Below are 18,565 nucleotides of genomic sequence, written 5' to 3'. Positions count from 1 at the left end.
ACTTATTTTAAAATCTGTAACTTAAACTTAATCCTGTTTTCGGATTGGAAAATCCATACTGATCCTGGATTACTGTTGGATTGAAACTAAGATCCGGGTCATGACGGCTTTCATAAAGATGTGCATCTACTACGGCATCTACAATGTTCAGAATGTAGATCAGGCCAGTGATCGCAATGGCATAATCTCTCTGTCTTTTATACCTGTCCTGGGCATTACCGAATGCTTTTTTATCAAGCCACGGGTGGCTGTCTACGAATTCATTGGGTGTCCCGTTCAGTTTTGCCACATAATATTCCCGGTATTTTTTATACTGGTTATTACTCCAGATTGTATATCCGATACCGGCTCCTACAGCTCCCCAGACAATAGGAATTTTAATATATTTTTTATTATAATACTGTCCTAATCCCGGAAGTACTGCGGAATACAGCCCTGCTCTTGTAGGGTTCAGTTTAATAGTTTTCTTTGTGGGTCCATTGGCATTTTCCAGATCTTCAATGATCTTAGCTTCTGTTTTTACAGGTTTTGAGGGTTTTACAGCTTTGGTAACAACCGCGCTATCCTTTGGAAGTGGCTCTACACGAGCAGTATCGCTGGGAACTACCTGCGAATAAGCGAAAGCAAAAATGCACAAAAAGAATGTGAAAAATAATTTCTTCATTATTTAATATGGGATAAAATATATTCCAGTTCTTCTTCATTTTTGAAGTCCAGGAGAATTTTACCTTTTTTTCCGTTTCCGGAGGTTTTGATTTCTACTTTTACGTCCAAAATATCGGCAATCATCTTTTGAGCTCTCTTATAATTATTGGAGAGTTCAGTATTAGCTTTTTTCGCTGCCGGTGATTTAGGATTCTTCAATGCTGTGGCAGCCTGTTCAGCCTGACGTACATTGAGTTTTTCTTTGATAATCAGGTCAAACAGGATTTGCTGATGTTCTTCACTTTCAAGGCTGATGATGGCTCTTCCGTGTCCTGCAGAGATTTCCCCGCTTCTGATTGCATTCTGGATATCGGGATTCAATCTTAGAAGCCTGATAGAGTTGGTAATGGTACTTCTGTCCTTTCCTACTCTCTGGCTCAGATTTTCCTGAGTGAGACCGATCTCATCCAAAAGTCTCTGGTAAGTAAGGGCAATCTCGATAGCATCCAGATCTTCTCTCTGAATATTTTCAACAAGAGCCATTTCCAGAAGCTCCTGATCGTTTACTAAACGGATGTAGGCAGGAACTGTCGCAAGTCCGGCAATTTTACTTGCACGGTAACGTCTTTCCCCTGATATGATTTCGAATTTCTCACCGTCTTTCCTTAAAGTGATCGGCTGGATCACACCTAGGTTTTTGATCGACAGGGCAAGTTCGTTCAATGCTTTTTCGTCAAAATAGGTTCTCGGCTGGGTCGGATTCGGATAAATATCTTCAAGGGCTACCTCTACGATATTCCCTACAAATTTATCTGCACCTTCATCGGTAGCGGAGTTGACACTCGCTTTGGATTCGGCACTTAAAATAGCGCCCAAACCACGTCCCATAGCTCTTTTTTTGTCCTTCATAAATATATTTGATAATGATGGCTTAATTCTAAGTTACAAATGATATAATTGGCTTTTACCGTTTATCATCTGTTGATTGACTTTTTACTGCTATTAATTTTTTACTAAGTTTTCATTCTTCAGCAAAACTTCTTCTGCAAGCTGAATATACTGGATAGCTCCTTTGCTCTCTGCATCATAGTTCAGAATGCTTTCTCCAAAGCTTGGCGCTTCACTTAATCTTACATTCCTGCTTATAATGGTTTCAAAAACCATATCCGGGAAGTGTGAATTCACTTCTTCAACTACCTGGTTGGATAATCTCAGCCTGCTGTCGTACATGGTAAGAAGAAGCCCTTCTATACCCAGATCTTTATTGTGGATCTTCTGTACATTTTTAATGGTATTCAAAAGTTTGCCTAATCCCTCCAATGCAAAATATTCACACTGGATAGGGATAATCACAGAATCTGCCGCAGTAAGTGCATTCACTGTAATAAGTCCTAAACTTGGTGCACAGTCTATAATAATGTAATCATAATCACCTCTCACTTCTTCCAATGCTTTTTTCAGCATATACTCACGGTTTTCTTTGTCCACGAGCTCAATTTCCGCCGCTACCAGGTCAATATGTGAAGGGATGATATCCAGATTGGGGCTGGCAGTTCTTTTGATACATGTTGCTGTATCTGCACTGTGCTCCAGCAGGTTATATGTGGAATACTGAACATCTTCCACACCAAGTCCGGAAGTTGCATTCGCCTGCGGATCAGCATCAATGATCAATATTCTTTTTTCCAATACCCCTAATGCCGCTGCCAGGTTTACAGCCGTTGTCGTTTTTCCTACTCCTCCTTTTTGATTAGCGATACCTATGATTTTTGCCATTATTAGAACTTTAGGTTTCAAAAATACACTTTTTTCTTTGCTCTGTGTGAGTGGCGAAATTCAAAATTGAGTTAAAGTATTGTTAATAAATGGTTTAACAATTAAAAAAATTATCCACAAAAAAAATTCTTTGTGGATAACTATTCAAGATTGGTTTTTTATCTGAATTATTCAAAGTTCATGGTGATCGGAAATTTGAAATAGCTTCTTACGGTTTCACCCTGCTTATTTTTAGCAGGCTTCCATAATCCTCTGACACTTTTAATGGTTCTGATAGCCTCATTATTAAATTCAGCATCTTTACCATTGGCTTTTAACCCGGAAATAGTTCCGTCTTTTTCTACAACGAAGGTTATAACTGTTTTCATAGTACCTCCTTCTCCTTCAAAGCCTGAACCATCAAAACTGCTTATGACTTTATTTCTGAAAGAATCAATTCCTCCGGCAAATGCAGCTTCAGAACCCAGTTCATCATCACCTGCTATATGATTATCCGGAACTTTTGCCGGTGGCGCAGGCGGAATATAAGGTACTGCCGGACCTGTTCCTATATTAGGGGTAACAGGCTGATAATTTGTCTTTGCAATAGCTCCATCCGGATTATTTGTTGGTCCTGCAATAGCTCCTTCGATTTTTTCTACCACTTTTTCATTGGTTACATGTGCTTTGGGCTCACCCAAACTCGCATCATAGGTTTTAACTTTTTGTGGCTGAGTCTCCGGCTTTTGAATCTGCACTGGTGGCTTTTCCTTTGGCGGATCATTAGGGATGATATCCATTGGACGGTAAATCGGGTCTTTGATAACAACCGTTTCAGTTGTTTCAAATGCCGAAACTACAAATGGTGTTATTGAAATGGCAGCCAATAAACTCACTCCTATAAAAAGCGCTTTGGTTAGGATTTTATCTGATTCATTTCTTAATACATAGGCACCGTATTCCTTGTTTCGGTGCTCAAAAAGAACCTCGTTAAAACGAAATTCCTGATTTTGGTTTAGGTGTTTCATCACTATTAAATATTTAAACTGTTAAAATCAGTGATTATTAGTTTTAGGGTTCTTATCGACAAGTATTGTTTCCATATCAAAATATTTGCCAAAATTTTGTCAAAACAGCAACATTTCTAAAAAAAATATATCAAAATGCAAACTTTAACATTTTAACAAACCGGAAATATTCAAAAATGAAGTGTAATTCATTTCATTTTTCGTAAAAAACAAACCATTAATTATTAAATACATACTATAAAACGAAAAACAATAAAAATTACACCGCAAAAAACAGAAATAAACCATGAATTAACTAAAAACAGATTAAATATATTCACACCATAGCAAATTAAAAAAACGGAAAAGCTGGAAAGGAGAAGGGTATTATTTTCATTGCAAAAAGGGGTATTGAATTTTTTAACCACAGATTTCATTGATTTGCACAGATGATTGCATATAGTTTTAGTGGTTTCAATAAGTATGACATAAACATCTGTGTAAATCAGTGGAAACTATGGCAAATAAAAAAACAGGAGATACTGAGATTTTGTAACTGATTTTTTAAATTAATACTTTCGCAACAACTTTACCACGAAGATTTCTGCAATAAAATATCCGTCTAATAAAATTCAATTTTCATAAAAGAGTATTTAAAAGTTATAAATTGATAATCAATCGGTTATATTTGTTATTTTTTAACATTAGTTTAACATTTTTGCTTATCTTTGCTTTTCGTCAAATAACCAGGGATGTCTTTATATCAAAAAATTGCAGAAAAACTACAATATATAAGTCCGAGTTTTTATAAAAAGAGATATTTTAAGAATTTAAACAATCTTACCAAGGATAATTTTTCGGCACGCAATGTAGAACCGGAACTGGTATGGATTAAGGAATACCTTCCAAAAAGCGCTGTAATATTGGATATCGGGGCCAATGTGGGAACTTTTCTTTATCAGCTGGAACATAAGCTGAACCATGAACATATTTATGGCTTTGAACCTAACAAAAAGCTTTACCGCCGACTGAAAAGACTTTTTCCGAGAATGAGAATTCTTCCTTTAGCTCTTTCTGACGAAAATACAACGGCTGAATTTAAGGTTCCTGTTATCAACGGTAAACTGATTGCTTCCCGCGGAACTTTAAACACATCTTACAAAGAAAAAGGTGAAGAAAAAAGCTATACCGAAAAAGTAAAAGTAATTAAGTTAGACGAATGGGCTGCCATAGAACATTTCGAAAGGCTGGACTTTATTAAAATAGATGTGGAAGGCAATGAAATGAAAACTTTGTCCGGTGCCCAAAAAATCATCAGACAGTTTCTTCCGACTTTAATGGTAGAAATGGAACAAAGACACCACGAAAACCCTATCTGGAATGATATTTCCGAGGTTAAAAGCTGGGGATACGAAGCACAATATCTTAACCGCAACAGTTTTAAGCTGGAACTTTTAACGGAAGAGATCTTAATACATAACACCAACGATGAAAAAAACAAAACCAGCTATATAAACAACATTATTTTTACGCCAAAAACCATTAAATAAACATTATGAGTGTAGTAGCGAGACAGGGCTTCAAATATTCCATCATAGGTTATATTGGTTTTCTGCTGGGTACCATATCCGCCATTTTTATTTTTCCGTATAATTTTGAATTTTACGGAAAGCTGCGTTATATCCTGCCAACCGCAGAAATGCTGGTTCCTGTTGTTGTTTTGGGAATCTCCTACTCCAATGTGAAATTTTTCCACAGGGTGGAAAAGGATGGTAAACAGCAGAATATGCTGTCTTTATCGCTGCTGGCCATTTTTATTAACTTTATTGTTTTTATGGGTGTATTTTTCATACTCCCCTATTTTTTTCCAAAATTCATACACACGGAAGCCTGGAAGCTTAAGGAAATGATTCTTCCTTTAATACTGATTCTTTCCTTTTGTGCGATCTTTAATAAATACACATCCAATTACAAGAGGATTGTGGTTTCCAATATTTTCGACAATCTTTTCCCTAAAATAGCCAATCTCGGAGCCTTCTGCCTGTTTGCCTATTTTCTGCTACCCCAGGAAATAGCATTTGGATTCTTTTTCGGAATGTTTGCTTTGATACTTTTCGGATATATTTATTATACGAATAAGCTTGAAAAGATAGAGCTGGATTTTAATACGGATTATTTCAAAAAAGATAATTTCTGGAAGGAGTTCTTCAATTACAGTTTTTTTGGTTTTCTGGGAACTTTCGGAAATTACCTAGCGATCAATAACTTTATGATCGGTGAGTTTATGGGAATGGAAGAAGTAGGAATTTATTCTGTTCTTTATGCCCTCATCTCTCTGATTTCTATTCCACAACTGGGATTGTTTAATATTTCTGCACCTATCATCAATAAAACATTAATTGAGGGTGACATGGAGGAACTGGACAGGTTCCACAAAAAAACATCTTTATCTCTCTATTTTTTAGGGGCCGTTTTGTTTTCATGTATTATGGTAGGCTTCCCTTACCTTACGGAACTGATGCCTAAAAACGGGACTATGCTCAGGGAGTACGAGCCTGTGGTATGGATCTGGGGTTCTGCAGTTCTGATTGACCTGGCAACAGGATTTAACGGAAATATTATTTCTCTTTCAAAGTATTACAGATTCAACATCCTGATTATGCTTCTTCTGGCAGGCCTTACCGTTGGTTTAAATTATTATTTCATTAAAAATACGGATCTGAAACTGATCGGAATTGCTTTATCCACAGCAATTTCTCTGACGACTTACAATGTTATTAAAATAGCTTTCAATTATTTTGTTTTTAAAGTTTCTCCACTGACCATTGAAATGATCTTTGTTTCCATTATCTGTACTTTGGCAATTACTGTCGCCATTGTACTTCCGAATTTCAACAATAACTTTATCAATCTGTTATATAAGCCTTCCGTTGTTCTGATATTAATCTATATCGGAAATTATTTTACCAGGGTATTCCCACTTGAGGATTACCTGAATGCAAAATTCATTAAAAGTATTTTTAAATTTAAATAGAGACCAAACCGGAAAGAACATCTTCCAGCTTTTTTAAAACCGCCTTTTTATTATAATTTCCCTGGAAATCAAAATGAGTGTTTTTAAGGGTTTTACATTGTTCCAGAATATTTTCTTTTTCAGGAATAATGAATTCCAGTTTTGAAGGATAATCTTTAGGAAAAACCGCTATTTTTCTATATCTGACAGCATCTCCCATATTTCCGGTCATTTTGGTAACTCCATATGTTTCCTCCATGCTAAAAAATTCTGTTTTCTGCCGGATTGGACACCATAAAACATCTGCTTTCCGCATTCCTTCTTCAAAATCGCTATGGGAAACCCGGTCTGAAAAATATTGTATGGAAACATTTTCCGGAAGCTTCTGGGATAGTTTTTTCAGCTGATCCAGCTCTTTATCTTTAGCCTTTCCAAGAAATATGAATGCACACTTCTCTTCCGTTTTCAAATTCTGAATGGTTTCAAAAACATGATGGTAATCTCTCCTTTTCTGTGAAACACCTCCGGGGATTACAATGGTAAGGACATTATTTTCATGTTTTTCAAAATTTCCACTGTAAAAAAGAGGTAAAAACTTATAGTTACCTGATTCAAGCTCTTCATCCAAAACCAGTAAGCTTTTGGCATTCCTGTATGTTTTTGAGGTATAAAACAACCCTTCTTTCCACCAAAGTTTCAGCCGGTAAATAATATCTCCTTTAAAGATACTTCTCATCAAAGCACCTTTTGATGCTACTGAAAAATTCATATTGTGAACAATGACAGAGGTATTATATTTCTGAGTCAGTGCATAAAAAGTATTGAAATACCTGTGAACAGTTCCAATAATAATCAGATCATACTTTTTTAATTTCAGCTGCTCCATAATCATGGAACTGTCTGATAAAAACACAGATTCCCCACTCTCTTCAACCAAATCCTTTATCTTTTTTGAAAAATAATAATCTACACTGAAACCTGAAGAATCCTTCATAATATCCATGAAAGCCTGTGCGATCTCTGCGTGGGTGTCTATTTCTATGTAGGCGATTTTTTTCAATTAGGGATTAGGGATTAGGGATTAGGGATTAGGGATTAGGGATTAGCAAAGGTAAAACGTTTTATATGTTTTTATAATTTTTACTTCTTTGTTTTCGTTACATTTTCAGCCACTTTTTTTTCAGCATTTTCCATCGTTTGTTATTAATGGTTTTTTGCTCTTCTTTTGATATCTTCAGCTCAAGGTTGTTTGTTTTGCAGGTTTCATAGGCTTTGATGATCTTAAAGAAAAACGAAACGGATTTACTTTTTGCAGCTTCTTTTGCAGAGGCTGTGTAAGCAAGAAACCTGTTCAGTCCTAAAAAGTAAAAATACCTGCCGTAATAGTCTGCAGGTCTTATTGTATAATCTGCGCCTTTCACCTTAATGAGTTTTACCTGCAATTCAGGAATAACGATTTCTTTCCACCCCAGGTTTTCCAAAAGAATAGAGTCAATATTATCCCAGCCTAATGTTTCCCGCAATCCTCCAATCTGAATGAAGCATTCTTTACGGTAAGCTTTCATTGGGCCTCTTACATGGGTTTTATTTGAATTCCCTTCATATATCCATTTTCCCTCTTTTTCTATGTAGAGTAAGCCGCCAACAAGCCCATATTCAGGATTATTTTTAAAGGCATTTTCTACTGTTTCCAGATAGTTTTCAGACAGGATAATATCTGCATCAAATTTACAGATGACATCAAATTCATCCTTATTTTGGGTCTTTAAACCGTTTTTGAACGCATTCACTACTTTAGAGCCCGGCTGATGGGCAGATTTCTGAAGATCTACTGTTTCAAAACGGGAATCTGTTTCTGTATATTTTCTGATAACCTCCGGTGTTTTATCCGTAGAACCATCATTAACAATCACAGTTTTGAAATCTTTAAAGCTTTGCTGCTGTAAAGAATCCAGTGTGAACGGAAGATTTTCTTCTTCGTTATGTGCAGGAATTATAATTAAAAACCTCACGTTTTTTATGGATAATGATTAATAAGTAATGAGTAATGAATACCAAGTGATAAATTACTGATACGGGATCATTATTTATCACTTGCCATCTATCAATTAAGTTTTATTTGTTATGCGGTTTCAGCATATTTTTAGGATCAAGAATTTCATCCAGTTTTTCCTGGGAAAGAATTCCTTTTTCCAAAACAAGATTATAAACGCTGTTTCCGGTTTCCAAAGCTTCTTTTGCAATCTCCGTAGATTTTTTGTACCCGATGTACGGGTTAAGAGCTGTTACAATACCGATGCTGTGTTTTACCATATTCAGGCATACTTCTTTGTTAGCAGTAATTCCTGTAACGCATTTTTCACGAAGAGTATCCAGGGCATTGCAAAGGAAATTGATGTTTTCCATAATCGCGTGAGAAAGTACCGGTTCCATTACGTTAAGCTGTAATTGCCCTGCTTCCGCAGCAAAAGTTACCGTAAGATCATTTCCGAATACTTTAAAACATACCTGGTTCACCACTTCCGGGATAACAGGGTTTACTTTTCCGGGCATAATGGATGATCCCGGCTGCATCGGAGGAAGATTGATCTCAAATAAACCTGCTCTTGGTCCCGAGGAAAGCAGTCTCAGATCATTACAGATCTTTGAAAGCTTTACAGCAAGACGTTTTGTAGCTGAGGAATAAATCACGTAAGAACCTGTATCCGGTGTTGCTTCAACGAGGTCCGGTGCAGAGATAACCGGAAAACCTGTAATCTGGGCCAGGTTTTTGGCACAAAGGGTTGCATAGCCTACCGGAGCATTCAGTCCTGTCCCGATAGCTGTGGCTCCCATATTAACTTCTACGAAAAGGCTGGCGTTATTATTTAATTTGGAAATATCTTCTTCCAGAGTGGCGGCATATGCTTCAAATTCCTGTCCTAAGGTCATCGGAACGGCGTCCTGAAGCTGGGTACGCCCCATTTTGATTACATCATGGAACTCTTTTCCTTTGGCACGGAAAGCTTCAACAATTTTTTCAAGCCGTTCAACCAGCCCGATATTCATTTGCAGAAGTCCCATTTTGATTGCTGTAGGATATGCATCATTAGTTGATTGGGAAAGATTGATATGGTCGTTTGGTGAACAGAATTCATATTCGCCTTTCTTTTTTCCCAGTTTTTCCAACACGATGTTGGCTATTACTTCATTCGCATTCATATTGATTGAAGTTCCGGCTCCTCCCTGAATCATATCTACAGGAAACTGTTCGTGGTATTTTCCTGCTACAATTTCATCACATGCTTCTGCTATTTTGAAATATAAATTTTCATCAAGCAATCCCAGTTCATAATTGGTTTTTGCGGCTGCTTTTTTCACAAAGGCCAGACCTTTGATAAAGTCCGGATATGAGGACAAAAGCTGTCCTGAGATCTTAAAATTATTGATCGCTCTTTGCGTCTGCACCCCGTAATAAGCATCTGCAGGCACATTAAGTTCGCCTAACAGGTCACTTTCTTTTCTGAAATTTTCCATTACAGATTTTTTAACTTTTTATTTTTAAATATAACAAAAACGCATCTTAGGCGATGCGTTTTAATAATTTTATTTCGCTGGATATTTTTGATTTAAAGCCTGGAGAATTGCCCATGTTTCGGCATCCATAATTCCGTCATAATTCTGCGGACGGAAATGATATTGAAAGGCTTCAATTGTTTTTTTGGTACCATCATCCCATTTTCCGCTCAGATCCAGATAATATCCGAATTTCTGCAATGCAGTCTGGATCAGAAAAATAAAGGATGGTTCACTGTATCTCGTGGCAAAGTCTGTCTGCGCTAAATCAAGAAAGCTTTGTTTTGCAGCTTCATCGTACCACATTCCAATCTGGTATTCGTCATAAAGCTTTTTCCAGGGAAACATAGGCCCCGGATCCTGCTTTCTTGTAGGGGCAATATCTGAATGGGCAAGTACATTGGTTGCCGGAATCTGGTATCTGTTTACAATATCTTTAGCCAGTGCAGCCACTTTTTTCACCTGATCATCGCTAAAAGGGACAAATATTTTTTTTCCTGTGGCATCTGCCGTATAACCTGTATTAACAATCTCAATTCCTATGGATGTATCGTTAAGGTTTTTATCATTTCTCCAATTGCTTACTCCTGCGTGATAGGAACGTTTGTTCTCATCCACCAACTGATAGATCTCGTTGTCTCCTGTATTATTTACCAGGTAATGTGCACTTACTCCCTGTTGGGTAAGAACTGTAATGGATTTGTCATCAGCAAGTGCTGTATAATGCAGGATAAGGTAACGCTGTCTGAAGTTTTGCCCAATAGCAGGAAAATAGGTTTTCACTACTTTATATCCTGCCGGTTTTGCTGACACAATGGAGCCATAACTGGCTGTATTATCATTATTTTTAGGATCAGCAAGATTGACTGTAAAAAATTCTGCTCCGTGATCATTGGTAATTTTAGGTTTCGCGGCTTCGGCTACCGGGGTTTTAACTGCCGGTTTTGCCTGTGATACCGGGGTTTTTGGCTTGTAAGCGGTTTTCTTTACATTTTGCTGGGAAGTACATGAAAAAACAAAAGTACTTAATCCGATGATATATAATGTCTTACGCATCCGTTTAATTTTTTAATCATTTATCTCCTCAAAAATACACAAATTTTTCTTGAATTTTATTTGGTAAATAAAGAAATCTATTCTATATTTGCACTCGCAATAACGGAACAACGATCATTAAAAAATAAGAAAAAAGGAGGGTTGCCAGAGTGGTTAATGGAGCAGTTTGCTAAACTGTCGACGCGAAAGTGTCGCAAGGGTTCGAATCCCTTACCCTCCGCATTTTTTCTTACACCAATATATACTTCGGGGCGTAGCGTAGTCCGGTCATCGCGCCTGGTTTGGGACCAGGAGGTCGCAGGTTCGAATCCTGCCGCCCCGACTGTTTTATTAATTTTCTCAAAATTATTTAATGGGTGCGTAGCTCAGCTGGATAGAGCATCTGCCTTCTAAGCAGACGGTCAAAGGTTCGAATCCTTTCGCGCTCACTAATTGAAAATCAAGTCTTTACAGCAATGTGAAGACTTTTTTTATGTATACAACCGGAATCATACATCAGTCATTACTTTATAATTCTTCTAAAAATTTTCATAAAACTGCATTCAAGACCTGCTTACCTGAATTCCCAGGCGATGTGACTTTTTATTTCATTCTATTTCTGAGCTTCTGTTGAATTATACTGTCTTTCATAATCAGAAAAAAATTAAGATTAAAACAGAAGTTATTTATGCTTTATTTTAATACTATCCTTTATTCCGGATATTGTAATGGAATGCTAAAATAACTTCATCCTTAACCATCAATAAGCACTATAAATTTCCCGTTTTACCTGTTTCATAAAAATTAATATTCCATTTATATGAGTTATTATAAATGAATTTACTTTATAACTTATATAAAACACTAATAATCAATTACTTAAATTAATTAAATGAAATTAATAAAATGATTTAAAGTTATTATGCAAAGCCTACTTAAGCTGTAAATATTGTCTTAATTTTACAAAATAAATAAAACATAAAATCAAATATATTTTAGATTAAAATTTAATCATATATAAATTATTTAAAATAATATAAATTATAAATAACCAAAACTGATATTTTTTTTATTTAGTTCACAAAAGAAGTATATAATTCAGTCTAATACTTCCAACAATACAGCGAACATCGCCAACACACCTACTTCAATAGCTTAGTAACTATATATAACGAACTGCATAAACAGCAGTTAGCTTTAATAAAAGAAAAACCTTTATTCCCTCATTTTCATTCTGATCTTAAAAAACACTTATGATCAGAGCATATTGAGACAAACACAATTTGTCTTCATAATTAACAAAAACACAAGTAATGAAATTTTCTATACAACAGCTGAAGCCCGAATTTCCTTTTTACAAAAGGGCTTCATTGCTGTTGTTCATCCTCTTAACATCCTTAAGGTTAGATGCACAGGTTTTTTCCTATTTAAAGGATACCCAAATCACAATTGACAAGAACACCGTTTTTTATATTGTTGATTCCGGGAATGTAGACCAGGCGAGGGTGAAAAATTTCGAAAAAAAACCGTTGACAGCAAAACCGTCTTCCAATGATAAATATGCTGCACTCAATAAAAAAAGATCCGGATCCACAAAAAATGAAAAACTCTCTGTTTCAAAACATTCTGAAAAAAAGGTAAAAACATACCCACAGGCAAAACCTATTGAATTTGTACAACTGAATCCCGATAATTTCTTTTCAGCTTATCAGAAAGGAATAGCTATTTCAGCAGGAGCCTCCACCCAGTATGATTCGAAGTTTTTAATTGAAAACATAAGGTTTAAACCCTTACCCGGGTATTCAATGTTTACCAACCATGAGATAAGACACAGCAATTCTGATATTTTAAAGAATTACTATCTGTCACACCATACAACACGCCCCCCTCCTTTTGAATTTTATTTTAAAGAACAAACATTTCTTACTATTTAAAATTTAAAAGAAAAATAAGGTGAAAAAATTTAATATTCTAACGGGCATATTCATGATCATGAGTGTGCTCATTAACGCCCAAAATCCCGGTGGGGTAACCAATGTACAACTGTGGTATAAGGCCAATGCCGGAATCACGCCTGTAGGAAGCAATGTGCAGACATGGAGTAACAGTGCACCATCAAGTACATACACTCTGGCCCAGCAGAGCGCTACTGCTGCAACTACCCTGCCCGCATACAATACAAGCCAGATTAACTTCAACCCATCAGTAAGATTTGATGGTGTAGATGACCGCCTGGTTACAACCACTACCGTCCCTCAAACGGTAACCACTGCTGCGGCAGCTCCTTATACCACCTCACAGTATGTTGTATATAGGAATATAGGTACTAATGCCAGACCACTTTACAATCATTCTAACGGTGGCGGCAGTGCCTGGAATGTAGGAGCAATTACAAATGGGGCAATGTACATCACCAACAGGTATGTTTCTACATCTACCCCTGCAGTCAATGAAATCCGATTACAGGAATTAGACGGAAGCACAAGTGCGGCAACATCCTACCTGAACGGAGCTTCGGTATCTTCAGTACTCAACAATGGCATCGGTAACGCCGGAGCACAAAGTTTCTGGATTGGAGGAGAAAGTGGTCTTACAAACGTAAATGCAGATATAGCTGAAGTTGTGATTTACAACATCAACCAAACTGCAGCAAACCGTACCCACATAGAGAGTTATCTCTGTCTGAAATACGGGATGACAAAATCCGGGAATTATACAACTCCGGGAACCGCATCCACCTACTGGAGTTCTGCAACCAACACCGGCTTTAATAATAACATTACCGGTATCGGAAGGGATGATAACTCTGCCCTTTACCAAAAGCAATCCATGAGTATCAATTCCGGACAACAGGTTCTGATTGGGCTTACAGGCATGGCCAACACCAATGCTTCCAATACCGGAACATTGACGGATCAGCAGTATCTCGTGGTTGGAGACAACGGATCGGCAAAAGCGCCTTCAGTACCAATTAATGGTATTACCGGGGTCAATTACCGGTTCGGAGCTGTATGGAAAGTTCAGAATACAGGATCTGTTGGAACTGTAAGAGTAATGTGGCCGCAGGGTCTATCCAATATCAAGCTGATTCAAAACAACCTGGATCCCACTTTTTCCGTGGGTAATACCTTTGTTGATATGTCTGCCAACACACAGACCATCAATGGGGTTATTTATAATTATGCTGATGTAACGCTTGCCGATGGACAATATTTTACTTTGGCAGCTTTTGTACAAGCTCCCGGTGGTGTCATCAGCAGTCTTCAGATTTGGAACAGAGCAGATTTTGGAACCAATACAACTGCTGAAGGCGGTACAGTAACATCATGGAATAATTCAGCATTGCCGGGCGGACAGCTTCAGGCACTGTCAGGATTTACCAGTCATACAGCCAGCTCTACCTATCTGAACCAGGGAGGAAACTTCAACCCAACAGTAAGAATGATTCAGGGAGCAGGTTTAGGAATGCTCAATGCCTTTTCCTCAACTGCAACCACATTAGGGACAGCAGGAAGCTTTTACAATGTTTCTAAAGCAGGAGCAGGAGGAACAGTGACTACAGGCTATAACGTACAGATGAATGTCAGTAACGCAACATTAAGTACTGTTGGCTCACCTGAGGCTGAAATAGGAAGCTATATCAACAGTTCCACTTCAGCAGGAATATTCAGATGGAGCCAGAGTGTAAATGTCAGCAACTTATTTACTCCATCTACTTATAACATTTTAGGCTGGGCTTATACTACAAGTCTCAGCAGCGGTACTTTTCCATATAAAATAAATGGAAAATCCGTAACAGCCAGTTATGCCCCATCTGCATTTACCGGTAGAAACTTTCACCTGAATACGGATACCGATGGTGGTTTGGAAAGAGGCGGAAATGATTATCAGGAAGTCATAGGCTATGAAAGACAGGTAACTCCAGCTGAACAAAGCAGGATTGAAAGTTATTTGGCCGTGAAATATGGCATTACGATAGATCAGACTACAGCAACAAACTATGTTGCTACGGACGGTACTACAATATGGAATGCCACAACCAACTCTGCTTATAACCAAAATATTGCAGGTATTGGCCGTGATGACAATACAGCTTTGAACCAGAAGCAGTCCCAAAGTATCAATTCCAATACTTCCCAGGTGATCATAGGAATCGGTGGAACATTAGCCAATACCAATGCTTTAAATACCAACAGCTTCCCAACTGACAGACAGTATCTGATGTGGGGAGATAACGGTTTGGCACGATCATTATCTGTAATTATTACAGGAATTTCCGGTATCAATCTGCGCTTTGCAGCGATCTGGAAAGCACAGAATACTACTTCTGTAGGTACGGTAAGGGTATTGTGGCCTCAAGGCATTACCAATATGAAACTGCTTCAGAGTTCTGATGCAATTTTTGACAGTTCGGATACAGTTACCAATATGACTTCCACACAGGTTGTTAACGGGATAACTTACAATTATGCAGATGTAACTTTAGCCAATGGTCAGTATTTTACTTTTGCAGGCTTCATCAATGCTCCTGCAGGTGTTGCAGCAGGATTGGGATATTGGTATGATGCAGGCGTTACAGCTACCTTAACTAATTGGTCTGACAGGGTAAACGGCTTTACCATCAGTAAGAATGGGACAGGAGCAATTGTATTATCCAATGGTGATACAAACAGTAACTATAATCCATTCTATACATTTTCCGCAACAGACTTTGCACACTTTACAGGAGTTATAAATCCGGTTGCTTTAGGCAGACTGCATACAACTTTTGCTGTAGGAGCAAAATCAGGGGATATTAATGCTTTTTACAGTCATATCTTCAGATTTGGAAATGACCCTACAAGTGGAACTATTCACAGATATGGTTTAGGTATTAATACTTCGAATAATTATTCATCCCTACATTATATTAATAGCGGAGGTACAATAGACAGACAAAATACCAATTTCAGCGCTATTTTAAATAAAATGACTCTAATTGGGGGCCAGGTAAGCTCAGTGGTCAGCGGCAATAACAAGCAGGTGGGCTATAATGGTAGTTTCAGTACTTTTTCAGATGATATAACAGCTGATGTTTATGCCAATATGCAAATAGGCGGAAGTATTTACGGTTTCGCAGGAAGAATTCCGGAGGTTGTCTATTATAATGCCAGTTTATCAACACAGGACAGAGACAAAGTAGATTCCTATTTTGCCATAAAATACGGTATTACATTGATACAGCCGCAGAATTACCTTAATTCTGATGCAACTATTGTCTGGAATTCATCTACCAATACTGCATTCAATAACAACATCTTCGGTGTTGCGAGAGATGTAATCGGTAACCTGGATCAGAAAGTATCTCACAGTATCAATGACAACAGTATACTTACTGCATCAACCGTTAATGATTTTACATCACCTAACTCTACTGTAAGCAGAACATCGCTTGCCGACAAAGGTTTCATGATGTTTGGTGATAATAATATCCATACGGGTACTACAGTGGTAAATCCTGTTAACTGCCCTGCTTTGGCGGACGGCCTTGAAAGAATCAACAAAACATGGCTGGTTCAGGAAACCGGTACTGTAGGTGCTGCTTATTTTGAAGTTGATTTATCATCTTACAATATCAACAGTGAAATATCTTTATATTTTGCTGATGACAGCGGATTTACCACCAATACAGGCATCTCTCCTGCTGTCAGCGTTTCCGGAGGTAAAGCAGTATTTTATTACAACTTTAAAAACGGACAGTATTTTACAGTAGTAGGTAAAGTGGGCCCTATTGCCTGCCAGACTTGTACCGGAGGAAAACAAACCCTGCAGAATGCACAAGCCTGGTTCAACGGAGGTACCACAGGTATGAACACCAATACTTTAAGCAACGTACCATTGACAGGAACCGCTCCTGCAAGCGGCGCATTATCAGCAGATATCAGTGCTACCTACCCTTCAGGCGTTGAATGGATACCAACTCTATTCCCCAGAATGTTTGGTAAATGGACACAATTGTCAAGATACGACAACCTGAGCGGTGCTGCAGGAAAAGTATCCTATACGGTAAATTTAAAAGACGTAAGCGGCAGCAAGGCAGCAAAAGCAAGCTTCCAGATTGCAGGTATCACTAAACTGGCAGGTCAGACTGCTGTTGTAAAAGTAATTGGATATTGTGGTGCCAATCAGGTTATTCCAAAAATGAATTACGCTTACAATTCAACCCCTGCTCTTAACAGTATTCTGAGAAGATACACTATTGACTCAGCTACAGGTACAGCAACAGGAACCCAACCGTATTTAGACTATCTTGATTATGCAACCGTAAATGTAGATTTTGAAAAACCTGTTGAAAAAATTGTGATAGAATGGACGATTAACAGGGAACAGGTATTCAGTAAAGTGGATTTCCTTTATATTGGTGATATGTCATTTGTTTGTGCCAATCCTATTGAACCGACTCCGGACAACGTAAGTATTATCGCTTCCTATATTGAAAGCCAGTTACCAACCTGTGAGGATGCAACATTGAAGTTGAACATCAAAAACAATAACTGTACTTCCAAAACAATTGATATCAATAATACTTTACCTGGAGGATTGCAGTATGTTGCAGCCAGCTATGTAGGACTTGGAACAGAAGCACCTACCTATGCAGGACAAAATTTCTTACTGAATGACCTTACAGTGCCTTCGGGAGATTCTTACATTTACATAAAAGTAAGACCTTCAGGAGCCGGAACCTACGCAACCCACTTCAATTATACTGTAGACGGAGGAATCAACAATCCGAACCCTTACAGAAGTGATGACGACAGCGGCACTGCAGGTTACCAGGATACAAGCATTACTTATACTGCAAGCCCTGTAATTGCGAAACCAACGGTAACAAAATCTGTGAACAGATGCTTCGGAACCTCTTCAACAGAACTGGAATACACGGTCAATATCACGAATAATGATACCAATCCTATTACCAGCGTTGAATTCATGGATAACCTTGATGCTGCGCAGACTTACATAACCGGTTCTTTGGTTCAGACCAATTTTACGGCTAACGGAACAGCCACCTTCAACGGAGGACTGGTGTACATTTCAGGAATGAGTATAGCACCGGGACAGACTGCTGTTGTTAAATTTAAAGTTAACACCAACACTTCCGCTTCAATGGCTTATACTGATGTAGACGGAAGCAAGTTCTTCTACAACCAGGCATCTGTTTCAGTAGATCCTCAGTCTCAGTGTGGAGCAGCAAATTCTGTAGCTTCCAATCTGCTAAAAGTACTTGCATGTACTTACTGTACAAAAGATCCGAATACCTCTCCTGCCGATACGTTTACCAAAATAGGTATTACAATCCAGACCAAGCAAAGCGGATGGCCGGAAAATCTTCCGAACGGTGCGGTAGCCCTGGAATCCAAAACAAAAGGTTTCGTCATCACACGTACCCAGAGTTCTCTGATTGTCAACCCGGTAGAAGGTATGCTTATCTATGACACAACAGATAAATGTATGAAGCTTTATAACGGAACCAGCTGGAACTGTGTAGTGAGAAGCTGTAACGAATGATAATTTT

General features: G+C 37.9%; 12 protein-coding genes and 3 tRNA genes. 7 read left to right on the top strand and 8 right to left on the bottom strand.

Translation table 11 applies throughout. From position 1 onward, the window contains the following. Nucleotides 1-7: 7 nt before the first annotated feature. The 4 genes from HNP36_RS00945 to HNP36_RS00930 all read right to left on the bottom strand — a co-directional run bounded on the left by HNP36_RS00945 (nt 8) and on the right by HNP36_RS00930 (nt 3,428). Nucleotides 8-664 (bottom strand): DUF5683 domain-containing protein, encoded by a 657-nt coding sequence (locus HNP36_RS00945; protein WP_184161636.1) that lies wholly within the window; start codon nt 662-664, stop codon nt 8-10. Continuing rightward, nucleotides 664-1,554, bottom strand: a complete 891-nt coding sequence (locus tag HNP36_RS00940; RefSeq protein ID WP_184161639.1) for a ParB/RepB/Spo0J family partition protein — start codon at nt 1,552-1,554, stop codon at nt 664-666. Before HNP36_RS00940 ends, HNP36_RS00945 begins: the two co-directional genes overlap by 1 nt. Nucleotides 1,555-1,647: 93 nt before the next feature. Continuing rightward, nucleotides 1,648-2,421 (bottom strand): ParA family protein, encoded by a 774-nt coding sequence (locus HNP36_RS00935; protein WP_184161642.1) that lies wholly within the window; start codon nt 2,419-2,421, stop codon nt 1,648-1,650. Nucleotides 2,422-2,588: 167 nt separating this feature from the next. Then, on the bottom strand, nt 2,589-3,428 hold the full coding sequence (locus tag HNP36_RS00930; RefSeq protein WP_184161645.1) for an energy transducer TonB: 840 nt from the start codon (nt 3,426-3,428) through the stop codon (nt 2,589-2,591). 731 nt (nt 3,429-4,159) lie between these two features. Here HNP36_RS00930 and HNP36_RS00925 point away from each other — a divergent pair. Both HNP36_RS00925 and HNP36_RS00920 read left to right on the top strand, forming a co-directional pair. Further along, nucleotides 4,160-4,957 carry an FkbM family methyltransferase gene (locus tag HNP36_RS00925; protein WP_184161648.1) on the top strand — a complete coding sequence of 266 codons (798 nt, stop codon included), beginning with the start codon at nt 4,160-4,162 and terminating at the stop codon, nt 4,955-4,957. 5 nt (nt 4,958-4,962) lie between these two features. Continuing rightward, complete coding sequence (locus HNP36_RS00920; protein ID WP_184161651.1) at nt 4,963-6,441, top strand: lipopolysaccharide biosynthesis protein; 1,479 nt, start codon at nt 4,963-4,965, stop codon at nt 6,439-6,441. Here HNP36_RS00920 and HNP36_RS00915 read toward each other — a convergent pair. From HNP36_RS00915 to HNP36_RS00900, 4 genes are all read right to left on the bottom strand, one after another. Continuing rightward, on the bottom strand, nt 6,434-7,480 hold the full coding sequence (locus tag HNP36_RS00915; protein WP_184161653.1) for a hypothetical protein: 1,047 nt from the start codon (nt 7,478-7,480) through the stop codon (nt 6,434-6,436). The genes HNP36_RS00920 and HNP36_RS00915 overlap by 8 nt on opposite strands. A gap of 97 nt (nt 7,481-7,577) precedes the next feature. Beyond that, nucleotides 7,578-8,432: a glycosyltransferase gene (locus tag HNP36_RS00910; RefSeq protein ID WP_184161656.1), complete on the bottom strand. Its 855-nt coding sequence runs from the start codon at nt 8,430-8,432 to the stop codon at nt 7,578-7,580. 103 nt (nt 8,433-8,535) lie between these two features. Beyond that, entirely contained in the window at nt 8,536-9,936 is a 1,401-nt protein-coding gene (aspA, locus tag HNP36_RS00905) for an aspartate ammonia-lyase (RefSeq protein ID WP_184161659.1), read from the bottom strand. A gap of 69 nt (nt 9,937-10,005) precedes the next feature. After that, nucleotides 10,006-11,031 (bottom strand): N-acetylmuramoyl-L-alanine amidase, encoded by a 1,026-nt coding sequence (locus tag HNP36_RS00900; RefSeq protein ID WP_184161662.1) that lies wholly within the window; start codon nt 11,029-11,031, stop codon nt 10,006-10,008. Nucleotides 11,032-11,166: 135 nt separating this feature from the next. Here HNP36_RS00900 and HNP36_RS00895 point away from each other — a divergent pair. From HNP36_RS00895 to HNP36_RS00875, 5 genes are all read left to right on the top strand, one after another. Then, a tRNA-Ser gene (locus tag HNP36_RS00895) sits at nt 11,167-11,251 on the top strand. 27 nt (nt 11,252-11,278) lie between these two features. Further along, nucleotides 11,279-11,353: transfer RNA gene (locus tag HNP36_RS00890), tRNA-Pro, on the top strand. Nucleotides 11,354-11,385: 32 nt separating this feature from the next. Beyond that, nucleotides 11,386-11,459, top strand: a tRNA-Arg gene (locus HNP36_RS00885). 864 nt (nt 11,460-12,323) lie between these two features. After that, entirely contained in the window at nt 12,324-12,944 is a 621-nt protein-coding gene (locus HNP36_RS00880) for a hypothetical protein (protein ID WP_184161665.1), read from the top strand. Between the two features lie 58 nt (nt 12,945-13,002). Beyond that, a complete protein-coding gene (locus tag HNP36_RS00875; protein WP_184429249.1) occupies nt 13,003-18,558 on the top strand; it encodes a beta strand repeat-containing protein in 5,556 nt (1,851 codons plus the stop codon). Nucleotides 18,559-18,565: the final 7 nt, after the last annotated feature.

The sequence above is a fragment of the Chryseobacterium shigense genome, assembly GCF_014207845.1.
Taxonomy (GTDB): domain Bacteria; phylum Bacteroidota; class Bacteroidia; order Flavobacteriales; family Weeksellaceae; genus Chryseobacterium; species Chryseobacterium shigense_A.
Note: the sequence above shows the minus strand (reverse complement) of the source record. Positions and strands in the feature narration are given on the sequence as shown.

Excerpts from the sequence above, each read along its gene's own strand:
- aspA (WP_184161659.1), bottom strand. The coding sequence starts at position 9,936 with ATGGAAAATTTCAGAAAAGAAAGTGACCTGTTAGGCGAACTTAATGTG.
- HNP36_RS00945 (WP_184161636.1), bottom strand. The coding sequence starts at position 664 with ATGAAGAAATTATTTTTCACATTCTTTTTGTGCATTTTTGCTTTCGCT.
- HNP36_RS00920 (WP_184161651.1), top strand. The coding sequence starts at position 4,963 with ATGAGTGTAGTAGCGAGACAGGGCTTCAAATATTCCATCATAGGTTAT.
- HNP36_RS00925 (WP_184161648.1), top strand. The coding sequence starts at position 4,160 with ATGTCTTTATATCAAAAAATTGCAGAAAAACTACAATATATAAGTCCG.
- HNP36_RS00935 (WP_184161642.1), bottom strand. The coding sequence starts at position 2,421 with ATGGCAAAAATCATAGGTATCGCTAATCAAAAAGGAGGAGTAGGAAAA.
- HNP36_RS00940 (WP_184161639.1), bottom strand. The coding sequence starts at position 1,554 with ATGAAGGACAAAAAAAGAGCTATGGGACGTGGTTTGGGCGCTATTTTA.
- HNP36_RS00900 (WP_184161662.1), bottom strand. The coding sequence starts at position 11,031 with ATGCGTAAGACATTATATATCATCGGATTAAGTACTTTTGTTTTTTCA.
- HNP36_RS00875 (WP_184429249.1), top strand. The coding sequence starts at position 13,003 with ATGAGTGTGCTCATTAACGCCCAAAATCCCGGTGGGGTAACCAATGTA.
- HNP36_RS00880 (WP_184161665.1), top strand. The coding sequence starts at position 12,324 with ATGAAATTTTCTATACAACAGCTGAAGCCCGAATTTCCTTTTTACAAA.
- HNP36_RS00930 (WP_184161645.1), bottom strand. The coding sequence starts at position 3,428 with ATGAAACACCTAAACCAAAATCAGGAATTTCGTTTTAACGAGGTTCTT.